Raw genomic sequence first — 19,525 nt, forward strand, 5'->3', positions numbered from 1 at the left:
GGAATACTGATCCCCGCCCCCGCCCCAACGAACCCACGTGTCCAACCGCCTCGAAGCCCTCCGCGTGTTCTGCACGGCCGCCGATGCCGCGAATTTCCGCGACGCCGCGGTGAGGCTGTCCGTCTCGCCCCAGGTCGTGACGCGCGCCGTGCGGGAACTGGAGGAGGAACTGGGCGAGCCGCTCTTTCACCGCAGCACGCGCGGCGTGCAGCTCACCGACTTCGGGCGGCAACTGGCTGACCGTGCCCGCATTGCGGTCGGCGGCGTGGACGAGCTTTTTCACCGCATCGACCGCCGGGCGCTTTCGCAGCATGCCGGCGTCGTGCGCGTCGCGGCGCCGGGCGTGCTCGGGCGTCGGCTGATCCCGCGGGCGCTGGGGCCGATGTTGCTCGCCCATCCGGGGCTGACGCTGGACCTGCGCCTCTCGGAACAACTCGCCGACGTGGTCGACCAGCAGATCGACGTCGGCGTGCGCATCGGCCCGTTGCGCGACAGCCGTTTCGTCGCGCGCCCCATCGGCAAGGTGCCGCTCAAGGTCGTCGCCGCCCCGTCGCTGATCGCGCGCGTCGGCATGCCGGAGGATGTCGACGCTTTGGCCACGCTGCCCATCACCGCGCTCATCGATGGCAACTCCGGCCGCCCGTGGGCCTGGCTCTTCAGCCGGGGGCGGCACGTGACGATGCCGCCGGCGGCCTTCATCACCGACGACACCGACGCCGAATGCGCCGCCGTGACCGTCGGGCTGGGCTTCGGCCAACTGGTCGCTTCGCTGGCCGAGCCGGGACTGCAATCGGGCGCGCTGGTATCCGTGCTCGACGCCGAGGCGCCGGACCCCTGGCCGATGTACGTCTATCGGTCCCGGCGCTCGCCGGTGCCGGCGCGCGTTCGGCTGGTCTACGACGAGCTGGTGCGGGTTCTGGGCTGAGGCGGTCGGCAGGGACCGTTCGGCGGGCGCGCGTTACTTCGGCGCGACACGCCCTCGCACGCGGCCGAGCGCGCCAACATAATTCGCGGTTTTGCGCAAAAAACTAGCACGAAGTAGTTACATATTCGTGGCGTGAAATCCACAATGTGTATCTTTAGTAATCAAACCGCCAGAGACATCGAATGAATCGCGTGCACCGGATCGTCTTCAACCGCGCCACCGGCGTCTGCCAGGCCGTGTCGGAGACGGCCACCTCCGTGCGGGGCAGCGCGAGCGGCTCCGGGGCCGTGATCTCTTCGGCACCACGCCGGTCGGTGCTCGCTTCGGCTTGCGTCATGGCGCTGGCCGCGATGGCTGCGGGCAACGGATGGGCGGACGGCGGTAACGGTGGCAGCGGGCGCAACGCCGGTGCAGGGGGCGCTGGCGGGACGTTGTCGCAACCGGCGGGCGTTGCTGGCGGGTCGGGGGCGTGGACCTCCTTCACGCAGGGCGGCGGCGGCGGCGGTGGCGCGACCCTGACCACCGGCACGACCTTCGGCGACGGCGCGGCCGGCGGCACGGGCGGCAGCAGCGGCGGTGCCGTGGCGGCCGGCGGCACGGGCGGCACGACCGCGCAGCGCTCCACGAGCGGCAACATCGCCATCGGCGCGAACGCCACCGGCGGCAACGGCACCGCGGGTGCGGCCGCGTCGGCGGTGGTGGGCGGCTTCATCGATGGCGGCGGCGGCGGCGGTGGTGCCGGGGGCGCTGGCGTGGCCACGTCGACCGGCGGCACCGTGGCGATCAACGCGACGGTCACCGGTGGCAACGGTGCTGCCGGTGGCGCGGCTGGCGCGCCCTCGCCTTTCAATCCGACGGCGTGGGGGTACGGTGGCGCTGGCGGCGGCGGACAGGGAGGTACTGGCCTTCTCGTCACCGGTGCGGGCGGCGACGTGACAGTCAATGCGGGCCGGACCGTGGGCGGCGGGACCGGCGGCGCCGGCGGCGCGTCGACCGCGGCCTCGGCAGGCGCAGGCGGGGATGGCGGCGCCGGCGTGCTGCTGACCGGGACGCGGAACCTCACCAACCTCGGCACCATCTCAGGCGGCACGGGCGGTGCGGGCGGTGCGGCCACCCAGGGCGGTACGGCAGGGGCGGCGGGCGCTGGCGGCGTCGGGATCATTGCCACGGGGGGTGGCGTCACGGTCACCAACAGCGGGGCCATCTCCGGCGGCCTCGTGGGCACTGCGCGGGCCGACGCCATCCGCTTCTTCGGCGGCAACAACACGCTGTCGCTTACAGCGGGCTCCGCGATCACGGGCAATGTGGTGGCGACCGCGGGAAGCAACGACCGGTTGATCCTGGGCGGCACGGCCAACGGCAGCTTCAATGCCGCGAACATCGGCAACACGTCGCAGTACCGCAATTTCGCTTCCTTCCGCAAGGAGGGCACCAGCACCTGGACGCTGACCGGCGCGACCACCGCGCTCACGCCCTGGACGATCGCCGGCGGCACGCTGTCGATCGCGACGGACGCGAGCCTCGGCGACAGCGCGGGCCTGCTGACGCTGAACGGCGGCACGCTGCTGACCACCGCCACAACCGCGCCGACGCGCGCAGTCCAGATCGACGCGGGCAACGGCACCTTCAACACCGCCACGAACACCACGTTGACGCTCGGAGGCACGGTCTCCGGCGCGGGTCGACTGATCAAGACAGGAAGCGGCGTGCTCGCGCTCGGCGGCACCGACACCTATTCGGGCGGCACCACCATCTCGGCGGGCACCTTGCAGATCGGTACCGGGGGCAACACCGGCTCGATCGCCGGCGACGTGGTCAACGCCGGCACGCTCGCCTTCAATCGCAGCGACACGTCGACCTTCGGCGGCATCATCAGCGGCGCGGGTGCCGTGAGGCAGATCGGCACAGGGACGACCGTGCTGACAGGCACGAACACCTACACCGGCACCACCACGATCACGGCCGGCACGCTGCAGCTCGGCAACGGCGGGACCACCGGCGAGATCGCGGGCGGTGCCATCGTGAACAGCGGCACGCTCGCCTTCAACCGAAGCGACAGCCGGACCTTCGCCAACGTGGTGTCCGGCACCGGCGGCATCAGCCAGCTCGGCAGCGGCACGACGATCCTGACGGGCACGAACAGCTACGCCGGCACCACCACCATCACGGCCGGGACGCTGCAGATCGGCAACGGCGGGACGACCGGAGCGATCGCCGGCGGGGCGATTGTGGACAACGGCACCCTCGCCTTCAACCGAAGCGACACGCGCACATTCGCCAACGTAATCTCCGGCACCGGTGCCGTGAACCAACTCGGCAGCGGCACTACGGTGCTGACTGGCGCGAATACCTACACCGGCACTACCACCATCTCCGCCGGCAGGCTCCAGATCGGCAACGGCGGCACGGTGGGTTCGATCGACGCGACGGGCGCCATCGTCAACAACGGCACCCTGGCGTTCAACCGGACCAACGCCTTCGCCGTCGGCAATGTCATCTCCGGCACCGGTGGCGTGAGCCAACTCGGCACGGGCACCGTCACCCTCAGCGGCAACAGCAGCTACACGGGCGCCACGACGATCGCGGCGGGGGCGCTCTCGGTCGCCAGTGACGCGAACCTGGGCAACGGCGGCAACCTCGTCTTCAGCGGCGGCGCGCTCAACACGACGGGCACATTCGCCACGAACCGCGCGGTGCAGCTCGGCGCTGGCGCGACGATCAACACGGCGGCGAGCACCACGCTCACGCTGGGCGGTACCGTCAGCGGCGCGGGTCGTCTGACCAAGGCGGGAGCCGGGGTGCTTGCGCTCGGCGGCACGGAAACTTATACGGGCGGAACCACCATCTCGGCAGGCACTTTGCAGATCGGTACCGGAGGCAACACCGGCTCGATCGTCGGCGACGTGGCCAACGCCGGCACGCTCGCCTTCTATCGCAACGACACCGCCACCTTCGGCGGCGTGATCAGCGGCGCGGGCGGCGTCGCGCAGATCGGCGGCGGCACGACAGTCCTGACCGGCACGAACACCTACACCGGCACCACCACCATCACGGCCGGGACGCTGCAGATCGGCAACGGCGGGACGACCGGAGCGATCGCCGGCGGCGCGATCGTGAACAACGGCACCCTCGCCTTCAACCGGACCGACACCCGTACCTTTGCCAATGTGATTTCGGGCGCTGGCGGCTTGAACCAACTCGGCAGCGGCACCACGGTGCTGACGGGCGCGAACACCTACACCGGCATCACCACCATCTCCGCCGGCAGGCTGCAGATCGGCAACGGCGGCACGGTGGGTTCGATCGACGCGACGGGCGCCATCGTCAACAACGGCACCCTGGCGTTCAACCGGACCACCGCCTTCACCATCGGCAACGCCATCTCCGGCACCGGCGGTGTGAGCCAACTCGGCACGGGCACCGTCACGCTCAGCGGCAGCAGCAGCTATACGGGCGCCACGACGATCGCGGCGGGGGCGCTCTCGGTCGCCAGCGACGCGAACCTGGGCAACGGCGGCAACCTCGTCTTCAGCGGCGGCGCGCTCAACACGACGGGCACATTCGCCACGAACCGCGCGGTGCAGCTCGGCGCCGGCGCGACGATCAACACGGCGGCGAGCACCACCCTGACGCTGGGCGGTACCGTCAGCGGCGCGGGTCGTCTGACCAAGGCGGGAGCCGGGGTGCTTGCGCTCGGCGGCACGGAAACTTATACGGGCGGAACCACCATCTCGGCAGGCACTTTGCAGATCGGTACCGGAGGCAACACCGGCTCGATCGTCGGCGACGTGGCCAACGCCGGCACGCTCGCCTTCTATCGCAACGACACCGCCACCTTCGGCGGCGTGATCAGCGGCGCGGGCGGCGTCGCGCAGATCGGCGGCGGCACGACAGTCCTGACCGGCACGAACACCTACACCGGCACCACCACCATCACGGCCGGGACGCTGCAGATCGGCAACGGCGGGACGACCGGAGCGATCGCCGGCGGGGCGATCGTGAACAACGGCACCCTCGCCTTCAACCGAAGCGACACGCGCACATTCGCCAACGTAATCTCCGGCACCGGCGCAGTGAACCAGCTCGGCAGCGGCACCGTCGTGCTCGCCGGCACCAACACCTACACCGGCCTCACGACGGTTTCCGGCGGCAGCACACTGCAGATCGGCAACGCCAGCACGGCGGGCTCCATCGTCGGCGACGTCAGCAACAGCGGCGCGCTCGTCTTCAACCGCTCCAACGCATCCAGCTACGGCGGTGCGATTTCCGGCACCGGCACCGTGACCAAGCTCGGCGCCGGCGTGCTCACACTGAGCGGCAACAGCAGCTACACCGGAACCACCACGATCACCGCAGGTGCGCTCTCGATCGCCAGCGACGCGAACCTCGGCAACGGTGGCACGGTGATCTTCAACGGCGGCGCGCTCAACACCACGGCCAGCCTTGCCACGAACCGCGCAGTCCAACTCGCCGGGGGCGGCACCATCAACACGGGCGCGGCCACGACCCTCTCGCTGCTGGGCGCGGTCTCGGGCACCGGACGCCTTACCCAGGCAGGCACCGGCGTGCTCGTGCTCGCGGGCAACAACAGCTACCGCGGTGGAACCGCCGTCTCCGCCGGCACCTTGTCGATCTCGCAGGACGCGAGCCTGGGCACAAACCTGGGCACTGCGGCCAGTGGACTCACGCTCAGCGGCGGCGGGACGCTCAACACGACCCAAGGCTTCACCTCGAACCGCGTCGTCACGCTCGGCACAGGCGGCGGCAACTTCAACACCAACGCCGCCACGACGCTGACGCTTTCGGGCCAGGTCACGAGCACCGGTGCTCTCACCAAGAGTGGCAGCGGCACGCTGGTCCTGACCAACGTCGGCAACAACTACACCGGCGGCACGATCGTGTCGGGCGGCACGCTCTCGATCGCCGACAACCGGAACCTGGGGGCCACGAGCGGCGGTCTTACGCTCAGCGGCGGCACGCTCGACACCACGCAGACCCTCACCTCGGCGCGCGCAGTGGCCCTCGGCGCGGCCGGCGGGGCGCTCAGCCCCGACAGCGGCACGACGCTGACGCTCACTGGCGTCGTGTCCGGCGCAGCGGGAACGGGTGCGCTCACCAAGAACGGCAGCGGCACGCTGGTCCTGGGCAACGCCGCCAACACTTACACCGGCGGCACCAGGATCACGGGCGGGACGATCTCCGTCGCGCAGAACGGCAATCTCGGCAACGCCAATGGCGGCATCACCTTCGACGGCGGCACGCTCAACGCCACAGGCAACATCGTCGCGGCGACGCGGGCCGTTTCCGTCAACGGCGGTGGCGGCACCCTCAACACCAACGGCAACACGGTGACGCTGGGCGGCGCGGTCACCGGCATCGGCCAGCTGACCAAGCTCGGCAGCGGCACGCTGCTACTGACGGGCGACGACAGCCGCACCGGCAGCACGACCATCTCGGCCGGCACGCTGCAGGTCGGGAACGGAGGCGCCACCGGCTCGATCGCCGGCAACATCGCAAACGCGGGTGCGCTGGTCTTCAATCGCTCGGGCGCGATGACCTATGGCGGCTCGATTTTCGGGACCGGCACCGTGACCCAGGCCGGCACCGGCACGGCCATCCTCACCGGCGTCAGCACGCACACCGGAAACACCAGCGTGACGGGCGGCACCTTGCAGGTCGACGGCGCACTGCTCAATAGCGCAGTCGGTGTCGCTTCCGGCGCGACGCTGGCCGGCGCGGGCACCATCGGCGGCGCTGTGAGCATCGCCAACGGCGCCACCCTGCAAGGCCGCAGCGGCCAGACGCTCACCACGGGCGCCCTCACCCTGGGCAGCACCTCCAGCATCAACGCGACCCTCGGTGCAGCCGGCGCGCCCACGTTGTTCCAGGTGAACGGCGCGCTCACGCTCGACGGGCAAGTCAACGTCACCGACATGGGCGGCTTCGGCGCGGGCGTGTACCGGCTCTTCAACTACAGCGGCGCCTTGGTCGACAACGGCTTGCAGATCGGCGCCGCGCCGACGGGCTCCGTCCTGTCGGTCCAGACCGCCATTCCCAGCCAGGTCAACCTGGTGAACACCGCCGGCCAGACGCTGGCCTTCTGGGACGGCGGCAGCATCGCCCACCTCAACAACGGCATCGTCGACGGCGGCACGGGCACATGGACTGCGACCAGCGGCAACTGGGCGAACCAGGACGGCACGATCGATTCGGTGATGACGCCCCGCCCCGGCTTTGCGATCTTCCAGGGCACCGCGGGCACGGTGACGGTCGACAACTCGCAAGGCGCGGTGGCGGTCACCGGCATGCAGTTCGCCAGCGATGGCTATGTGGTGCAGGGCGGCCCCATCCAGATGACGGGCCCGCAGGCGATCGTTCGCGTCGGCGACGGCAGCGCAACGCCCGTTACCGCGACCGTCCGTTCAGAACTGGCAGGCGCCACACGGCTCGAGAAAACCGACTCGGGCACGCTCGTGCTGACGGCCGCGAACAGCTACACCGGTGGCACGCTGATCTCGGGCGGCACGCTGCAACTCGGCGACGGCGGCGCCACCGGATCGATCCTCGGTGACGTCACCAACAATGGCACGCTGGCCTTCAATCGCAGCGACGTCAACATCTTCGGCGGCGCGATCAGCGGCAGTGGCAGCCTGCGCCAGATCGGCACCGGCACCACCGCGCTGACGGCCGCCAACACGTACGCCGGCGGCACGACGATCGTCGCCGGCACGCTGCAGTTGGGCAGCGGCGGCACGACTGGTTCGATCACAGGGAACGTGACCGACAACGGCACGCTGGCCTTCAACCGCAGCGACGCCGTCAGCTTCGATGGCGTGATCTCCGGCGCCGGCAGCGTGAAGCAGATCGGCACCGGCACTACCACGCTGACCGGCGCCAATACGTACACCGGCGGCACCACGATCTCCGCCGGCACGCTGCAGCTTGGCAACGGAGGGACGACAGGGGCCATCACCGGGACCGTAACCAACAACGGCACGCTGGCCTTCAATCGCAGCGACGCCGTGGCTTTCGACGGCGCGATCTCCGGGACCGGCAGCGTGAAGCAGACCGGCACAGGCGCAACCACATTGACCGCCGACAGCACCTACACCGGCGGCACGACGATATCGGCCGGCACGCTGCAACTCGGCAACGGCGGCACGGCCGGCTCGATCACCGGGAACGTGACCGACAACGCCACGCTGGCCTTCGACCGCAGCGACGCCCTGCGCCTCGATGGCGTGATCTCCGGCACGGGCGACGTGAAGCAGATCGGCACCGGCACGACCACGCTGACCGCCACCAACAGCTACACGGGCGGCACCACGATCTCGGCCGGCACGCTGCAGCTCGGCAACGGTGGCACCACGGGCTCGATCACGGGCGACGTGACCAACAACGGCACGCTCGCCTTCAACCGCAGCGATGCCGCAAACTTCAATGGCGTCATCTCCGGCACCGGCGGCGTGCGCCAGATCGGCACCGGCACCACGACGCTCACCGCCACCAACACCTACGCCGGCGGCACCACGATCTCGGCAGGAACCCTGCAACTCGGCAACGGTGGAACGACCGGCTCCATCACGGGTGACGTGAGCAACAACGGCACCCTGGCCTTCAATCGCAGCGACGCAGTGAGCTTCGAAGGCCTGATCTCCGGCACTGGCGGCGTGAAGCAGATCGGCACCGGCACGACCACGCTGAGCGCCGCCAATGCCTATACCGGCGGCACGACCATCTCGGCCGGCACGCTGATCGGCAACGCGGCCAGCTTCGGCGCCGGCGCGATCGTCGACAACGCCGCGCTCGAGGTCCGACAGCCGACCGACGCCACCTTCACCAACCCCCTGTCGGGCAACGGCCGCTTTACCAAGAGCGGCGCCGGTGCGCTGAACCTCACCGCCGACAGCAGCGCCTTCACCGGCAGCACGCAGGTGACGGCAGGCACGCTCGCGGTCAACGGCGCGCTCGGCGGCACCCTCACGATGGGCAGCGGCACCACGCTGAAGGGCACCGGCACCGTCGGCACCACCGTCGTGCAGGCCGGCGCGACCGTGGCCCCGGGCAACTCGATCGGAACGCTGCACGTCGCAGGCGACATGACACTGGCCGCGGGCTCGCTCTACCAGGTGGAAGCCAACGGCGATGGTCGCGTCGACCAGATCCGCGCGACCGGCGCGATCAACCTGCAAGGCGGCGCCGTCAGCGTGCTGGCCGACGGCCGCTGGAACCCGACCACCACGTACACCATCGTGAGCGCGGGCAACGGCGTGACCGGCCGCTTCGGCGGCGTCACCAGCAACTTCGCCTTCCTCGACCCGACGCTCAGCTACGACGGGCGGAACGTGGCGCTGCGCCTGCAGCGCAACGACGTGAGTTTCGAATCGATCGGCACCACGCCCAACGAAAGCGCGACCGGCGCCGCCGTCCAGGCGCAGACCGCAGGCACCCTCTTCAACGCGGTGGTCCAGCTCGATGCGCCGACCGCGCAGCTGGCCTTCCGCCAGCTCTCGGGCGAGGTGCATGCATCGGTGAAGTCCGCGCTCGTCGAGGACAGCCGCTTCGTGCGCGACGCCAGCCTCAGTCGCGTGCGCCAGGCCCTCGGCGGCGTGGCCGCACCGGCCGACATGACCGCCAACAACGGCGTCTGGGCCTATGCCTTCGGCGCCCGCGGCGACACCGTCGGCGACGGCAATGCCGGTGCCATCGACCGGTCGACGAGCGGCGTGCTGATCGGCGGCGACACGCGCGTCGGCGACGACTGGCGCGTGGGCGCACTCGGCGGCTACAGCTATGCCAACGTCGACGTCGACGGCCGCTTTTCTTCGGCCAGCAGCGACAACTATCACCTCGGCGTGTATGGCGGCCGGCAATGGGGCGCGCTGGGCCTGCGCGCAGGCGCCGGCTACACCGACAGCAGCATCGACACGCATCGCGCCGTCGGCTTCACCGGTTTCGCGGACATGCTGGCGGGCAGCTACAAGGCGCAGACGGCCCAGGCCTTCGGCGAGCTGGGCTGGCGCCTCGACGCGGGCAGCGGCACGATCGAGCCCTTCGCCGGACTGGCGTACGTGCACCTGCACACCGACGGCTTTGCCGAACGCGGCGGCGTCGCAGCGCTCGGCGCCGGCGGCAGCAGCACCGACAGCACCTTCAGCACGCTCGGCCTTCGCGGCAGCAGCCAGGTCGAGATCGGCAGCATGCAGGCCACGCTGCGCGGCATGCTGGGTTGGCGCCACGCCTTCGGCAGCGTGGACCAGACGGCGACGCTCGCGCTGGCAGCACAGCCGGCCTTCACGGTCGCAGGGGTGCCTATCGCGAAGAACGTTGCGGTGATCGAGGGCGGCCTCGACCTTGCGCTCCGCCGTGACGTGACCCTGGGCCTGACCTACATCGGGCAGGTGGGCAGCGGCCTCACCGACTACGGCATCAAGGCCAACCTGCTCTGGAAGTTCTGAGCCCGGAGTGGGCCGGCGCCTACTTCAACTTGCAAACTTGGCGCATGGCGATGGGCCGCGCGGGAGCGACAGTGTCGCTCTCGACTCCGCCCAATAGCCATGAAGCCCAGTCATCTCTTCGACCTCTGCCGCAAGGCCGTGATGGCCTGGATCGACGACCTGGCACCGAGCATGGGTGCCGCCATCTCGTACTACACGATGTTTTCGCTGGCGCCGCTGCTGGTGATCGTCATCGCGATTGCAGGCGCGCTGTTCGGGCGCGAAGCGGTGCAGGGCGAGATCGTCGCGCAGCTCACCGGGCTGATCGGCCGCGATGGCGCGATCGCGGTGCAGGGGCTGGTGCGCAGCGCGAGCGAGCCTGAGCGGGGCCTGATCGCCGGGGTGGTCAGCATCGTCGTGCTAGTGGTGGGTGCGACGACAGTCTTCGCCGAACTGCAGAGTGCGCTCGACCGCATCTGGCACGTGCCGGAAAAAGACAAGCCTTCCGGCGTCTGGGCCGTGCTGCGGGCACGGCTGCTGTCTTTCGGCCTGATCCTGGGGCTCGCCTTCCTGCTGATGGTGTCGCTGATCGTGAGCGCCGCCGTGGCCGCCTTCGGCACCTGGGCCGGCGGGATGCTCCCGGGTTGGGAGGTCCTGCTGCAGGTACTCAACGTGCTCGTGTCGCTGACGATCACGACGCTGCTCTTCGCGATGATCTTCAAGCTCATGCCGACGGCGCCGATCGCGTGGCGCGATGTGTGGATCGGTGCCGCCGTGACCGCGGTTCTGTTCGAGGTCGGCAAGCTGCTGATCGGGCTCTACATCGGCAAGAGCGGCGTCACCGAATCCTTCGCGGCCGCCGGCTCGCTCGTGGTGCTGCTCGCGTGGGTCTACTACGCCGCGCAGATCTTCCTGCTCGGCGCGGAGTTCACCAAGGTGTATGCCAACGAGCACGGCTCGGTCGCAGGCGCCAAGGCCCTGGCCGCCACCAAGGTCATGGCGAAGGAGGCCGAGGCCGGCACGGATCGCGTGCCGACCCCGCCCCACGCTAGACCGCGCCCACACTCCCCGTGATCGGCAGCACGATGCCGGTGATGTAGCTCGAGCAGCACGGCGCCGCGAGGAACACATAGGCCGGCGACAGTTCCTCGGGCTGGGCGGGACGCTTCATGTCGGTGTCCTTGCCGAAGTCCTTAACCTCGTCGCCGGAGCGGTCAGCGGGGTTGAGCGGCGTCCACACCGGGCCAGGCGCCACCGCGTTCACGCGAATGCCCTTGTCCAGCAGGTTGCTGGCGAGCGATTTGGTGAAGGCATGGATCGCGCCTTTGGTCGTCGAATAGTCGAGCAGTTGCGCGCTGCCTTCCAGCCCCGTGACCGAACCTGTGTTGATGATCGATCCACCCTTCGGGAGGTGCGGTACCGCCGCGCGCGCCATCTGGAAGTACCCGACGACGTTGGTCCGCAACGTGAGGTCGAGCCGCTCGTCCGTGATGTCCTCGATGGATGCCGCGTGCAGCTGGAACGCCGCGTTGTTCACGAGGATGTCGAGCTTGCCGAAGGCCTGCAGCGTTTCCTGCACCGCCTGCTTGCAGAAAGCGGGATCGCGCACGTCGCCCGGAATCAGCACGCAGTGCTGGCCCTCGGCCTCGATGCAGCGCTTGGTTTCCTCCGCATCGACCTGCTCTTCCTCGAGGTAGACGATCGCGACTTCCGCACCTTCCCGCGCATACAGCAGCGCCACCGCACGACCGATGCCCGAGTCGCCGCCCGTCACGAGCGCGACCATTCCGTTGAGCTTGCCGCTGCCCAGATAGCCGGAGGCCTTGAAGCGCGGCTGGAGGTCCATGTCGGCCTCGATGCCGGGTTTTTTCAGATGCTGCGACGGCATGGGGTTCTCGGGCTCGGGCACGTGGCCGGCCTGCATCGGCTTCTTGCTCTTGGCCTTGGTGTCGGCGGCGCGGTCCTTGTCGTCCTGCTCGCGCTGCACCTTTCGGTGCTGGACGGCGACGTCGCCGGTGTCGGGACTCGATGGGTCGTGGGGTGAAGTCATTTGAAGCGCTCCTGGAAAGAATGCCCCACCGTAGGCAGGCTTCGCGGTGCGCCGTGTCATCCAAGGCCGCATCCCCCGCGCAGACGTCGATGACGTCCCACAGTGCGCCGGGCCCCGCACCTATCTCGCTTGCCGCGACTTCGCATCAAAGTCCGGACGCTGCGACATGCGGAGTCTTCATGAGCGCCCCTTCGAACCTTGCGACCGGCGGTACCCCACCGACCAGTGAACGCTGGTGGTCGAAGCTCGGGCCCGGACTGATCACCGGCGCGGCGGACGACGACCCCAGCGGCATCGCCACCTATTCGCAGGCCGGCGCCCAGTTCGGCTACGGCGTGGGCTGGACGCTGCTGATCACCTTTCCGCTGATGATGGGCATCCAGCTGGCCAGCGCGCGCATCGGCCGCGTGACCGGCAAGAACCTCACCGAGACCTTCGCGCGCTTTTGTCCCCGCTGGATGGTGGCTTCGCTGGTGCTGCTGCTGCTGGTCGCCAACGTGATCAACCTCGGCGCGGACCTGAGCGCCATGGGCGACTCGGCCGCGCTCGTGCTGCACGGCCATGCGGCCTGGTATGCGGCGGGCTTCGGCGTGCTGTCTCTGTTGCTGCAGGTCTTCATGAGCTATGAGCGCTACGTGCGCGTGCTCAAGTGGCTCACGCTCTCGCTCTTCGCCTACGTGGGCGTCGTCTTTGCGGTCCACGTCGACTGGGGTGAGGCGATGCGCGGCGTGTTCGCGCCGTCCTTCCATTGGAGCAGGGAGTACGTGACGACCATCGTCGCCATCCTCGGGACCACCATCAGCCCCTACCTCTTCTTCTGGCAGGCCTCGCAGGAAGTTCAGGACATCAAGCGCGTCCCCGAGGACCAGCCGCTGCGCATCGCGCCCGAGCAGGCGCGGCGCCAGTTGCGCCGCCTTCGCATCGACACGGCGGTGGGCATGGGGTTCTCGAACCTGATCGCCTTCTTCGTCATTACCGCCGCGGCCGCGACCTTGCATGCGAATGGCCAGACGCAGATCGACTCCACCGCACAGGCGGCTGCCGCATTGCGTCCAATCGCAGGCGACGCGGCCTTCCTGCTGTTCGCGCTCGGCATCATCGGTACCGGCATGCTCGCGCTGCCCGTGCTCGCCGGCTCCGCCGCGGAGGCGGTCGCGAGCTACTTCCACTTGCGCAAGGGCCTGGATCTGACGCCGGCGCAGGGTCGCAGTTTCTACGGCATCCTGGCCGCCGCCATGGCGATCGGCGTCGCGATCAGTCTCTCGGGCCTCAACCCGATCTCGGCGCTCTACTGGGCCGCGGTGATCAATGCCGTCATTTCCGTGCCGGTGATGGCGGCCGTGATGATCGCGGCGTCGAGCCGCAAGGTGATGCGCGAGATGGTGCTGCCGCGCAAGTGGGTAGTGCTGGGCTGGCTTGCCACCGGGGCGATGGGGGCGGCATCCGTGGCGCTGGGCGTGGTTTCCATCGGATGATCGGAAGCACGCAGGAAACTACACTGGCCTGCCGATGCCTGAGGAGCAAGCCATGTCACCCACGGCCCCGATCACCGACGCGAATCCGACCGTCACGGAGATGGAGGCTTGCGTCGCGCGCTTCCGTTCGCTGAGCCCGACCGACGACTACGTCGATTCGTCCATTCCGGGTTGCGAGCGAAGCACCTGGCGCGTCGTTGGAACGCAGCCCGCCGCACCCCTTCCGGCCGAGGACTTTCATCTCAACATCGTGTGCTGCGATCCCGGCAAGTCGGCGCCGCTTCACAACCATCTGACGCAGGAAGTCTTCGTCGCCCTCTCGGGTCGATGGGAGATTTTCTGGGGCCCGGCCGGCGAGCGCAGCGTGGTGCTCGAGACCTGGGACACGATCGCGATACCGCCGGGCGTTTCCCGCGGCTTCAGGAACATCGCCTCCGAGCCCGCCTATCTCATCGGCATCGCCAGCGGGCGCGATCCGGGCAACATCAACTGGCCGCCGCGGGTTCGGGCCGCTGCGGCGGCGGCTGGCGTTCGCTTGCCATAGCGCCCGGCGAATCCACGATTACTTTGCGAAGGGGCCCGTACACCATTGCTGCTCGCAGGGCACGCCGTCGTGGTTTCCATCCATTTGAGTGCCGGGACAGTTCTTCAGGAAGAACGTGGCCTCGCTGCACGAGGTCATCTGCGAGCAATGCGTCCGCCCGTCGCATCGGAAACGGCTGGGCATGGGCTCGGCGAGGACCGGTTCTCGGGTCGGCAGTTCGGCGACTGGCGCCAGACGCACCCGATGCCGCTGGTACTGCGCGTAACCGAAGGCCCCGATGGCGACCACCAGGACGAGGCCGACAAGCCCGCTGACCGGAGAGCGTCGCTCGTAGGTGCGCTTCGACTGGCTACGCGGGTATGTGGATGGCTTTCCGAGCGCCTGCCGATAGACGTTCACCGCCTGCGGCTTTCCGTCCCTGCCGCGGCCCAGTTCATAGGTGAGCGTCTCGCCCACCGTTGGACGCGATCCATCTTTTGGAAACGCGCTGATGTGGACGAACAACTCGCGGCCACCGTTTCGCGGCGCGATGAAGCCGAACCCGCGGTCGTCATTCCATCGACTGAGCTTTCCGGTCAGATCCATGTTTCCGCCTCCCCGCGACTCACAGGACAAACGGAACAAGCGCCGCCACGCGCCGGCTATAGGCCACATACGCTTCGCCGAACTGCTCGCGCATCCAGCGCTCCTCGATGCGGAGCTTGCGCCACAAGGCCCAGACGGCCAGCGCGACGGCCACTGCGCCTGCGAGGTCGCCTCGGGCGAAGGCTGAGCCCACGACGCCCAGCAGCAGCCCGGTGTAGATCGGATGACGGACGATGCCGTAGGGCCCGCCGGTGATGAGTTCGTGGCCCTGCTTGAGCGTGACCGTGCCGCTCCAATTCCTGCCCAGATAAACGCGCGCCCAGACGCTGAACAGCAGGCCCAAAAGGGTGACGGCCGCGCCGATCCAGAAGGCCCATGCGGTACGAGGAAGGATGTGTTCCGCGAGGAGCCGGAGTGACGGGTTCGGGATCCACAGGAGGGCCGCAGCCATCGCGAGCGGAACGATGTGCGCCATCCGCGAGCGAACCGACTCATGGCGCACGGTCGCCTTGACGTTGCGCGACATCGCCCACCAATAGGCGGCCCAGCTCAGCCACAGGGCGGGGAACAGGTATCGGTAGACGAGATGCATGGCGAAGGCCCTTGGGTCAGAGCATCTTCCGATAGACGACGAAGCCCGATTTCTCGGCCACCTTGTCGTAGAGCGCCATCGCAACGGCGTTGGTCTCATGGGTCTGCCAGTACACCCGCGCGGCACCGGCGGCCTTCGCTCGTCGATAGACCTCGTCGATGAGCGCGCGCGCGACGCCCTTTCCTCTCGCAGCCTCGACCGTGAACAGATCCTGCAGATAGCAGCTCCGACCGAGCTGGTTGGTGCTGCGATGGAAAAGAAAATGAGCGAGGCCGAGGAGCCCTGATGGGCCTTCGGCCATCAGCGCATGCATGGGCTCGTTGTCGTCGAGAAAACGCGACCACGTCGTCCGCGTGACCCCGGCCGGCAATGCGGTCGCTCCGCTGCGGCCGTAGAACGCGTTGTAGCCATCCCAGAGCGGCAGCCATGCAGCGAAGTCGCCTTCGACGGCCGGGCGGATGATGAATTGTTCAGGCACGAAAGACGACTCCGTGGGCTTCAGCCGGTGGGCCGGTAGACGACGTTGAAACGCTCGCACGCGACAGGCATGGCGAGACTGGGTTGACGGCCCACACGGGCGCACTCACGGCCGAAGTATGCCCAGTGCACGCGGCGCCAATACGCCAACGACCCGTCGCCTTCCCCCTCGGCCGCAGCGAACTCAGCGTTGACTTGCTCGAACGGCATGACTTCGACTTGCAGGGTCTCGATGACGCAGGCAGGGGTTCCATCCCAGTAGGTGACCACGCTGAGGGCGCCCGGCCGGGGTGGGGAGCGACCTGCGCTCTCCAACGACCACACAAGACTGGCGGTAGCCCGCTTGACGTCGGCCAGCACGAGATCGGCCAGTTCGTTGGCGCTGGGCTCGTTGTCGTCGAAGTGGAAGGCCTCCAAGAACCGGGCGGAGCAGTCTTCTCCGACTTCAGTACAGAAGGCGGCCCAGAACATGGCGATGCTTGAAGGAATGTTCACGAGCTCTCACACAGGGGCGGGCGACAGCGTCGAGCGGCAACGATTGCCGGATTCGAACCGACCGGATCATAGGTTCATTGCCGACAGGTGAGCGACGGCCGCGCACGCATGCTTGCGCATCGAAAGCGAGGTATTCCATGAAAGCGCTTCTGACAGCAGTCGCGACGGCCCTGGTGTCCTTGACCGCGCTCGCAGCCGGCGGGCAGCCGACGGAAGCAGAGATTGCCGCGGCATTCAGGAAGGCCGACCCCGACAACGACGGCACGGTCAGCCGAGCCGAAGCCGCGAAGTTCGGCATCTCCAGACAAGCCTTCGACCATGCGAACCCTGACAAGGACGGGACCCTCGACATCAAGGAGTTCATGGCGGCTGTGAGCTATCAGTTCGAGAAGGCCAATCCCGACAAGGACGGAACGCTCGATCGCAAGGAAGCGGCGAACGCGGGCATCAAGGGCAAGAAGACTTTCGATCAGGCCAATCCGGACAACGACGGCACGCTGGACCTGTCGGAATACCTTCGGGCATTGACGCTGAAGGCCAAGTAGGAGCCTTTCGCACGCGGGCAGAGGCGGTGCGCTATGCATCGGCGCGAGCCATCGAAAGCGGCGATTCACCGCTAACATGTGTACGTCCATCCAGTGTCCAGGCGCTGGAGCCCGCATGCCCGCCGCAACATCCTCGTCCCCCGCTTTCACGGTTTCGGTGAAGACGCTCTGCGCGTTCGCCGCGAAGGCGGGCGACCTCGATCTGCGCTTCGTCCCTGCGCCGAGCGCGCAGGAGGGGCAGGCCGGCCATCGCACGGTCCAGGCGCGCCGAGGCCCGGCCTACGAAACCGAGATCTCGCTCGCCTCCCAGTACGAGCGGCTGCACGTGCGCGGACGCGCGGACGGCTACGACCCGCATCGTCGGCGGGTCGAGGAAATCAAGACCTTCCGCGGCGACTTCGAGGCCATCAAGGCCAACCATCGCGCGCTGCACTGGGCACAGGCCCGGACCTACGCCTGGATGCTGTGCGAGCGCGACGCGCTGGAACGGGTCGAAGTGGCGCTGGTCTATTTCGATCTGGGCACGGAACGCGAAGTGGTGCTCGAAGAGGCCTGCACGCGACAGGGCCTGCGCGAGCATTTCGAACTGCTCGGCAGCCGCTTCCTCGCGTGGGCCGAGCAGGAGGCCAGACACCGCGCCGAAGTCGACGGAGCGCTCGGTGCGTTGAGCTTCCCGCACGGCGAATTCCGTTCGGGGCAGCGCGATCTGGCGCAGGCGGTGTACCGCGGTGCGCTCTCGAAGCGCTGCCTGCTTGCGCAGGCGCCCACGGGCATCGGCAAGACGGTCGCCACCCTCTTCCCGCTGCTCAAGGCCCGGCCCGCGCAGAAGCTGGACAAGATCTACTTCCTCACCGCCAAGACTTCCGGCCGATCAATCGCACTGAACGCACTGCGCACGCTGGACCGCGAGCGCGCACCGCTGCGCGTGCTGGAACTCACTGCGCGCGAGAAGGCCTGCGAATACCCCGGCCGCGCCTGCAATGGCGAAGCCTGCCCGCTGGCGCGTGGCTTCTACGACCGGCTGCCGGCCGCGCGCAGCGAGGCGGTGCAGGACGCGTGGCTCGATCGGACCGCCCTGCGGCGCATCGCGCTCTCGCACGAGATCTGCCCCTACTTCCTCGCGCAGGAAATGGTGCGGTGGAGCGACGTGATCGTCGGCGACTACAACTACTACTTCGACGGCAGTGCCTTCCTCTTCGGATTGATGAAAGAGGAGGAGTGGCGCGTCGCGCTGCTGGTCGACGAGGCGCACAACCTGCTGGATCGCGCGCGGGGCATGTATTCCGCGCAGCTGGACGCTTCGACCGTGGATGCCGTGCGCGCGAAGGCGCCGGCCTTCATCAAGACGGTGCTCGGGCAGCTGCAGCGCGAGTGGCAGTTGCTGCAGAGGGACCAGGTCGCTGCCTACGAGGCGCGCGACGAGATCCCCGAGCGTTTCGCGCGTGCCCTGCTGGATGCGGTCGGCACGATGGCGGAGCATTTCACGGCGAGGCCGGACGATGCGCAAGGCCTGCTGCAGGAGTGCTTCTTCGAGCTTCTCCGCTTCGCGCGCCTGGCCGACTCTTTTGGCAAGCATTCGGTCTTCGAGTGCAGCGTGGGCGATGACGGCGCGCGCAGCCTGGCGATCCGCAACCTCGTGCCTGCGCCCTTCCTCCAGAGCCGGTTCGCCGACTGCAGCTCCGCAGCCTGCTTCTCCGGCACCCTGGCGCCCTTCTCGTTCTATCGCGACACGCTGGGCCTGCCGGAGGACACGGCCACGCTCGACGTGGGCTCGCCCTTCCGAAGCGAGCAATTGACGGTGAGGGTGGCGATGGATGTCTCGACCCGCTTCCGCGACCGCGAACGATCGCTGAAGGCCCTGACCGACATCATCGCGAGCCAGTTCGCCGAGCGCCCGGGCAACTACCTCGCCTTCTTCAGCAGCTTCGACTATCTCGCGAGTGCTTCCGCGACATTCGCCGAGGCGCATCCGCAGATCCCTTCATGGTCGCAGTCCCGCGGGATGCGGGAGGCGGATCGCGATGCCTTCCTGGCACGCTTCGCTACCGGCGGCCAAGGCATCGGATTCGCGGTGCTGGGCGGCGCTTTCGGCGAGGGCATCGACCTGCCGGGCGACAGGCTGGTCGGCGCCTTCGTCGCGAGCCTGGGGCTGCCGCAGTACAACGAGCCCAACGAAGTCATGCGCGAGCGCATGCACGCGCTGTTCGGCGACGGCTACGAATACACCTACGTCTACCCCGGCTTGCAGAAAGTGGTGCAGGCCGCCGGCCGCGTCATCCGCACGGAGACCGATGCGGGCGTGCTCTACCTGCTGGACGACCGCTTTGCCCGACAGGAAATCCGCGCGCTGCTGCCCGCCTGGTGGCGCGTGCAGCCGTTGTTCGCGGCGCAGCGGTAGGC

Annotated in this window: 12 protein-coding genes; 7 read left to right on the plus strand and 5 right to left on the minus strand. The window is 68.6% G+C overall.

All coding sequences use genetic code 11. From position 1 onward, the window contains the following. The first annotated feature begins 37 nt into the window (after positions 1-37). From ACSFBL_RS18500 to ACSFBL_RS18510, 3 genes are all read left to right on the plus strand, one after another. Complete coding sequence (locus ACSFBL_RS18500; protein WP_435517253.1) at positions 38-925, plus strand: LysR family transcriptional regulator; 888 nt, start codon at positions 38-40, stop codon at positions 923-925. A 182-nt stretch (positions 926-1,107) separates the two neighbouring features. Further along, the gene (locus ACSFBL_RS18505; RefSeq protein WP_435517254.1) at positions 1,108-10,383 is read left to right on the plus strand and encodes an autotransporter-associated beta strand repeat-containing protein; all 9,276 of its coding nucleotides are present in this window, start codon (positions 1,108-1,110) and stop codon (positions 10,381-10,383) included. Between the two features lie 99 nt (positions 10,384-10,482). Beyond that, on the plus strand, positions 10,483-11,436 hold the full coding sequence (locus tag ACSFBL_RS18510) for a YihY/virulence factor BrkB family protein (RefSeq protein WP_435517255.1): 954 nt from the start codon (positions 10,483-10,485) through the stop codon (positions 11,434-11,436). Here ACSFBL_RS18510 and ACSFBL_RS18515 read toward each other — a convergent pair. Then, positions 11,411-12,412, minus strand: a complete 1,002-nt coding sequence (locus ACSFBL_RS18515; RefSeq protein ID WP_435517256.1) for an SDR family oxidoreductase — start codon at positions 12,410-12,412, stop codon at positions 11,411-11,413. The genes ACSFBL_RS18510 and ACSFBL_RS18515 overlap by 26 nt on opposite strands. A 179-nt stretch (positions 12,413-12,591) precedes the next feature. Between ACSFBL_RS18515 and ACSFBL_RS18520 the strand changes: the two genes are divergently transcribed. After that, positions 12,592-13,887, plus strand: a complete 1,296-nt coding sequence (locus tag ACSFBL_RS18520; protein ID WP_435517257.1) for an Nramp family divalent metal transporter — start codon at positions 12,592-12,594, stop codon at positions 13,885-13,887. A 52-nt stretch (positions 13,888-13,939) separates the two neighbouring features. Then, the gene (locus tag ACSFBL_RS18525; RefSeq protein ID WP_435517258.1) at positions 13,940-14,431 is read left to right on the plus strand and encodes a cupin domain-containing protein; all 492 of its coding nucleotides are present in this window, start codon (positions 13,940-13,942) and stop codon (positions 14,429-14,431) included. 18 nt (positions 14,432-14,449) lie between these two features. Here ACSFBL_RS18525 and ACSFBL_RS18530 read toward each other — a convergent pair whose 3' ends face one another. The 4 genes from ACSFBL_RS18530 to ACSFBL_RS18545 are packed head-to-tail and all read right to left on the minus strand — an operon-like array spanning position 14,450 to position 16,580. Then, positions 14,450-15,016, minus strand: coding sequence for a cold shock domain-containing protein (locus tag ACSFBL_RS18530; RefSeq protein WP_435517259.1), 567 nt, complete (start codon positions 15,014-15,016; stop codon positions 14,450-14,452). 19 nt (positions 15,017-15,035) lie between these two features. After that, positions 15,036-15,608 carry a methyltransferase family protein gene (locus tag ACSFBL_RS18535; protein ID WP_435517260.1) on the minus strand — a complete coding sequence of 191 codons (573 nt, stop codon included), beginning with the start codon at positions 15,606-15,608 and terminating at the stop codon, positions 15,036-15,038. Between the two features lie 16 nt (positions 15,609-15,624). Then, entirely contained in the window at positions 15,625-16,086 is a 462-nt protein-coding gene (locus ACSFBL_RS18540; RefSeq protein WP_435517261.1) for a GNAT family N-acetyltransferase, read from the minus strand. A gap of 20 nt (positions 16,087-16,106) precedes the next feature. Continuing rightward, positions 16,107-16,580 (minus strand): ASCH domain-containing protein, encoded by a 474-nt coding sequence (locus ACSFBL_RS18545; RefSeq protein WP_435517262.1) that lies wholly within the window; start codon positions 16,578-16,580, stop codon positions 16,107-16,109. Between the two features lie 137 nt (positions 16,581-16,717). On the opposite strand from ACSFBL_RS18545, the gene ACSFBL_RS18550 reads away from it, so the two are divergent. Both ACSFBL_RS18550 and ACSFBL_RS18555 read left to right on the plus strand, forming a co-directional pair. After that, a complete protein-coding gene (locus ACSFBL_RS18550; RefSeq protein ID WP_435517263.1) occupies positions 16,718-17,125 on the plus strand; it encodes an EF-hand domain-containing protein in 408 nt (135 codons plus the stop codon). 115 nt (positions 17,126-17,240) lie between these two features. Continuing rightward, positions 17,241-19,523 (plus strand): helicase C-terminal domain-containing protein, encoded by a 2,283-nt coding sequence (locus ACSFBL_RS18555; protein WP_435517264.1) that lies wholly within the window; start codon positions 17,241-17,243, stop codon positions 19,521-19,523. The last annotated feature ends 2 nt before the right edge of the window (positions 19,524-19,525 follow it).

The organism is Variovorax glacialis (assembly GCF_051216375.1).
Classification (GTDB): domain Bacteria; phylum Pseudomonadota; class Gammaproteobacteria; order Burkholderiales; family Burkholderiaceae_C; genus Variovorax.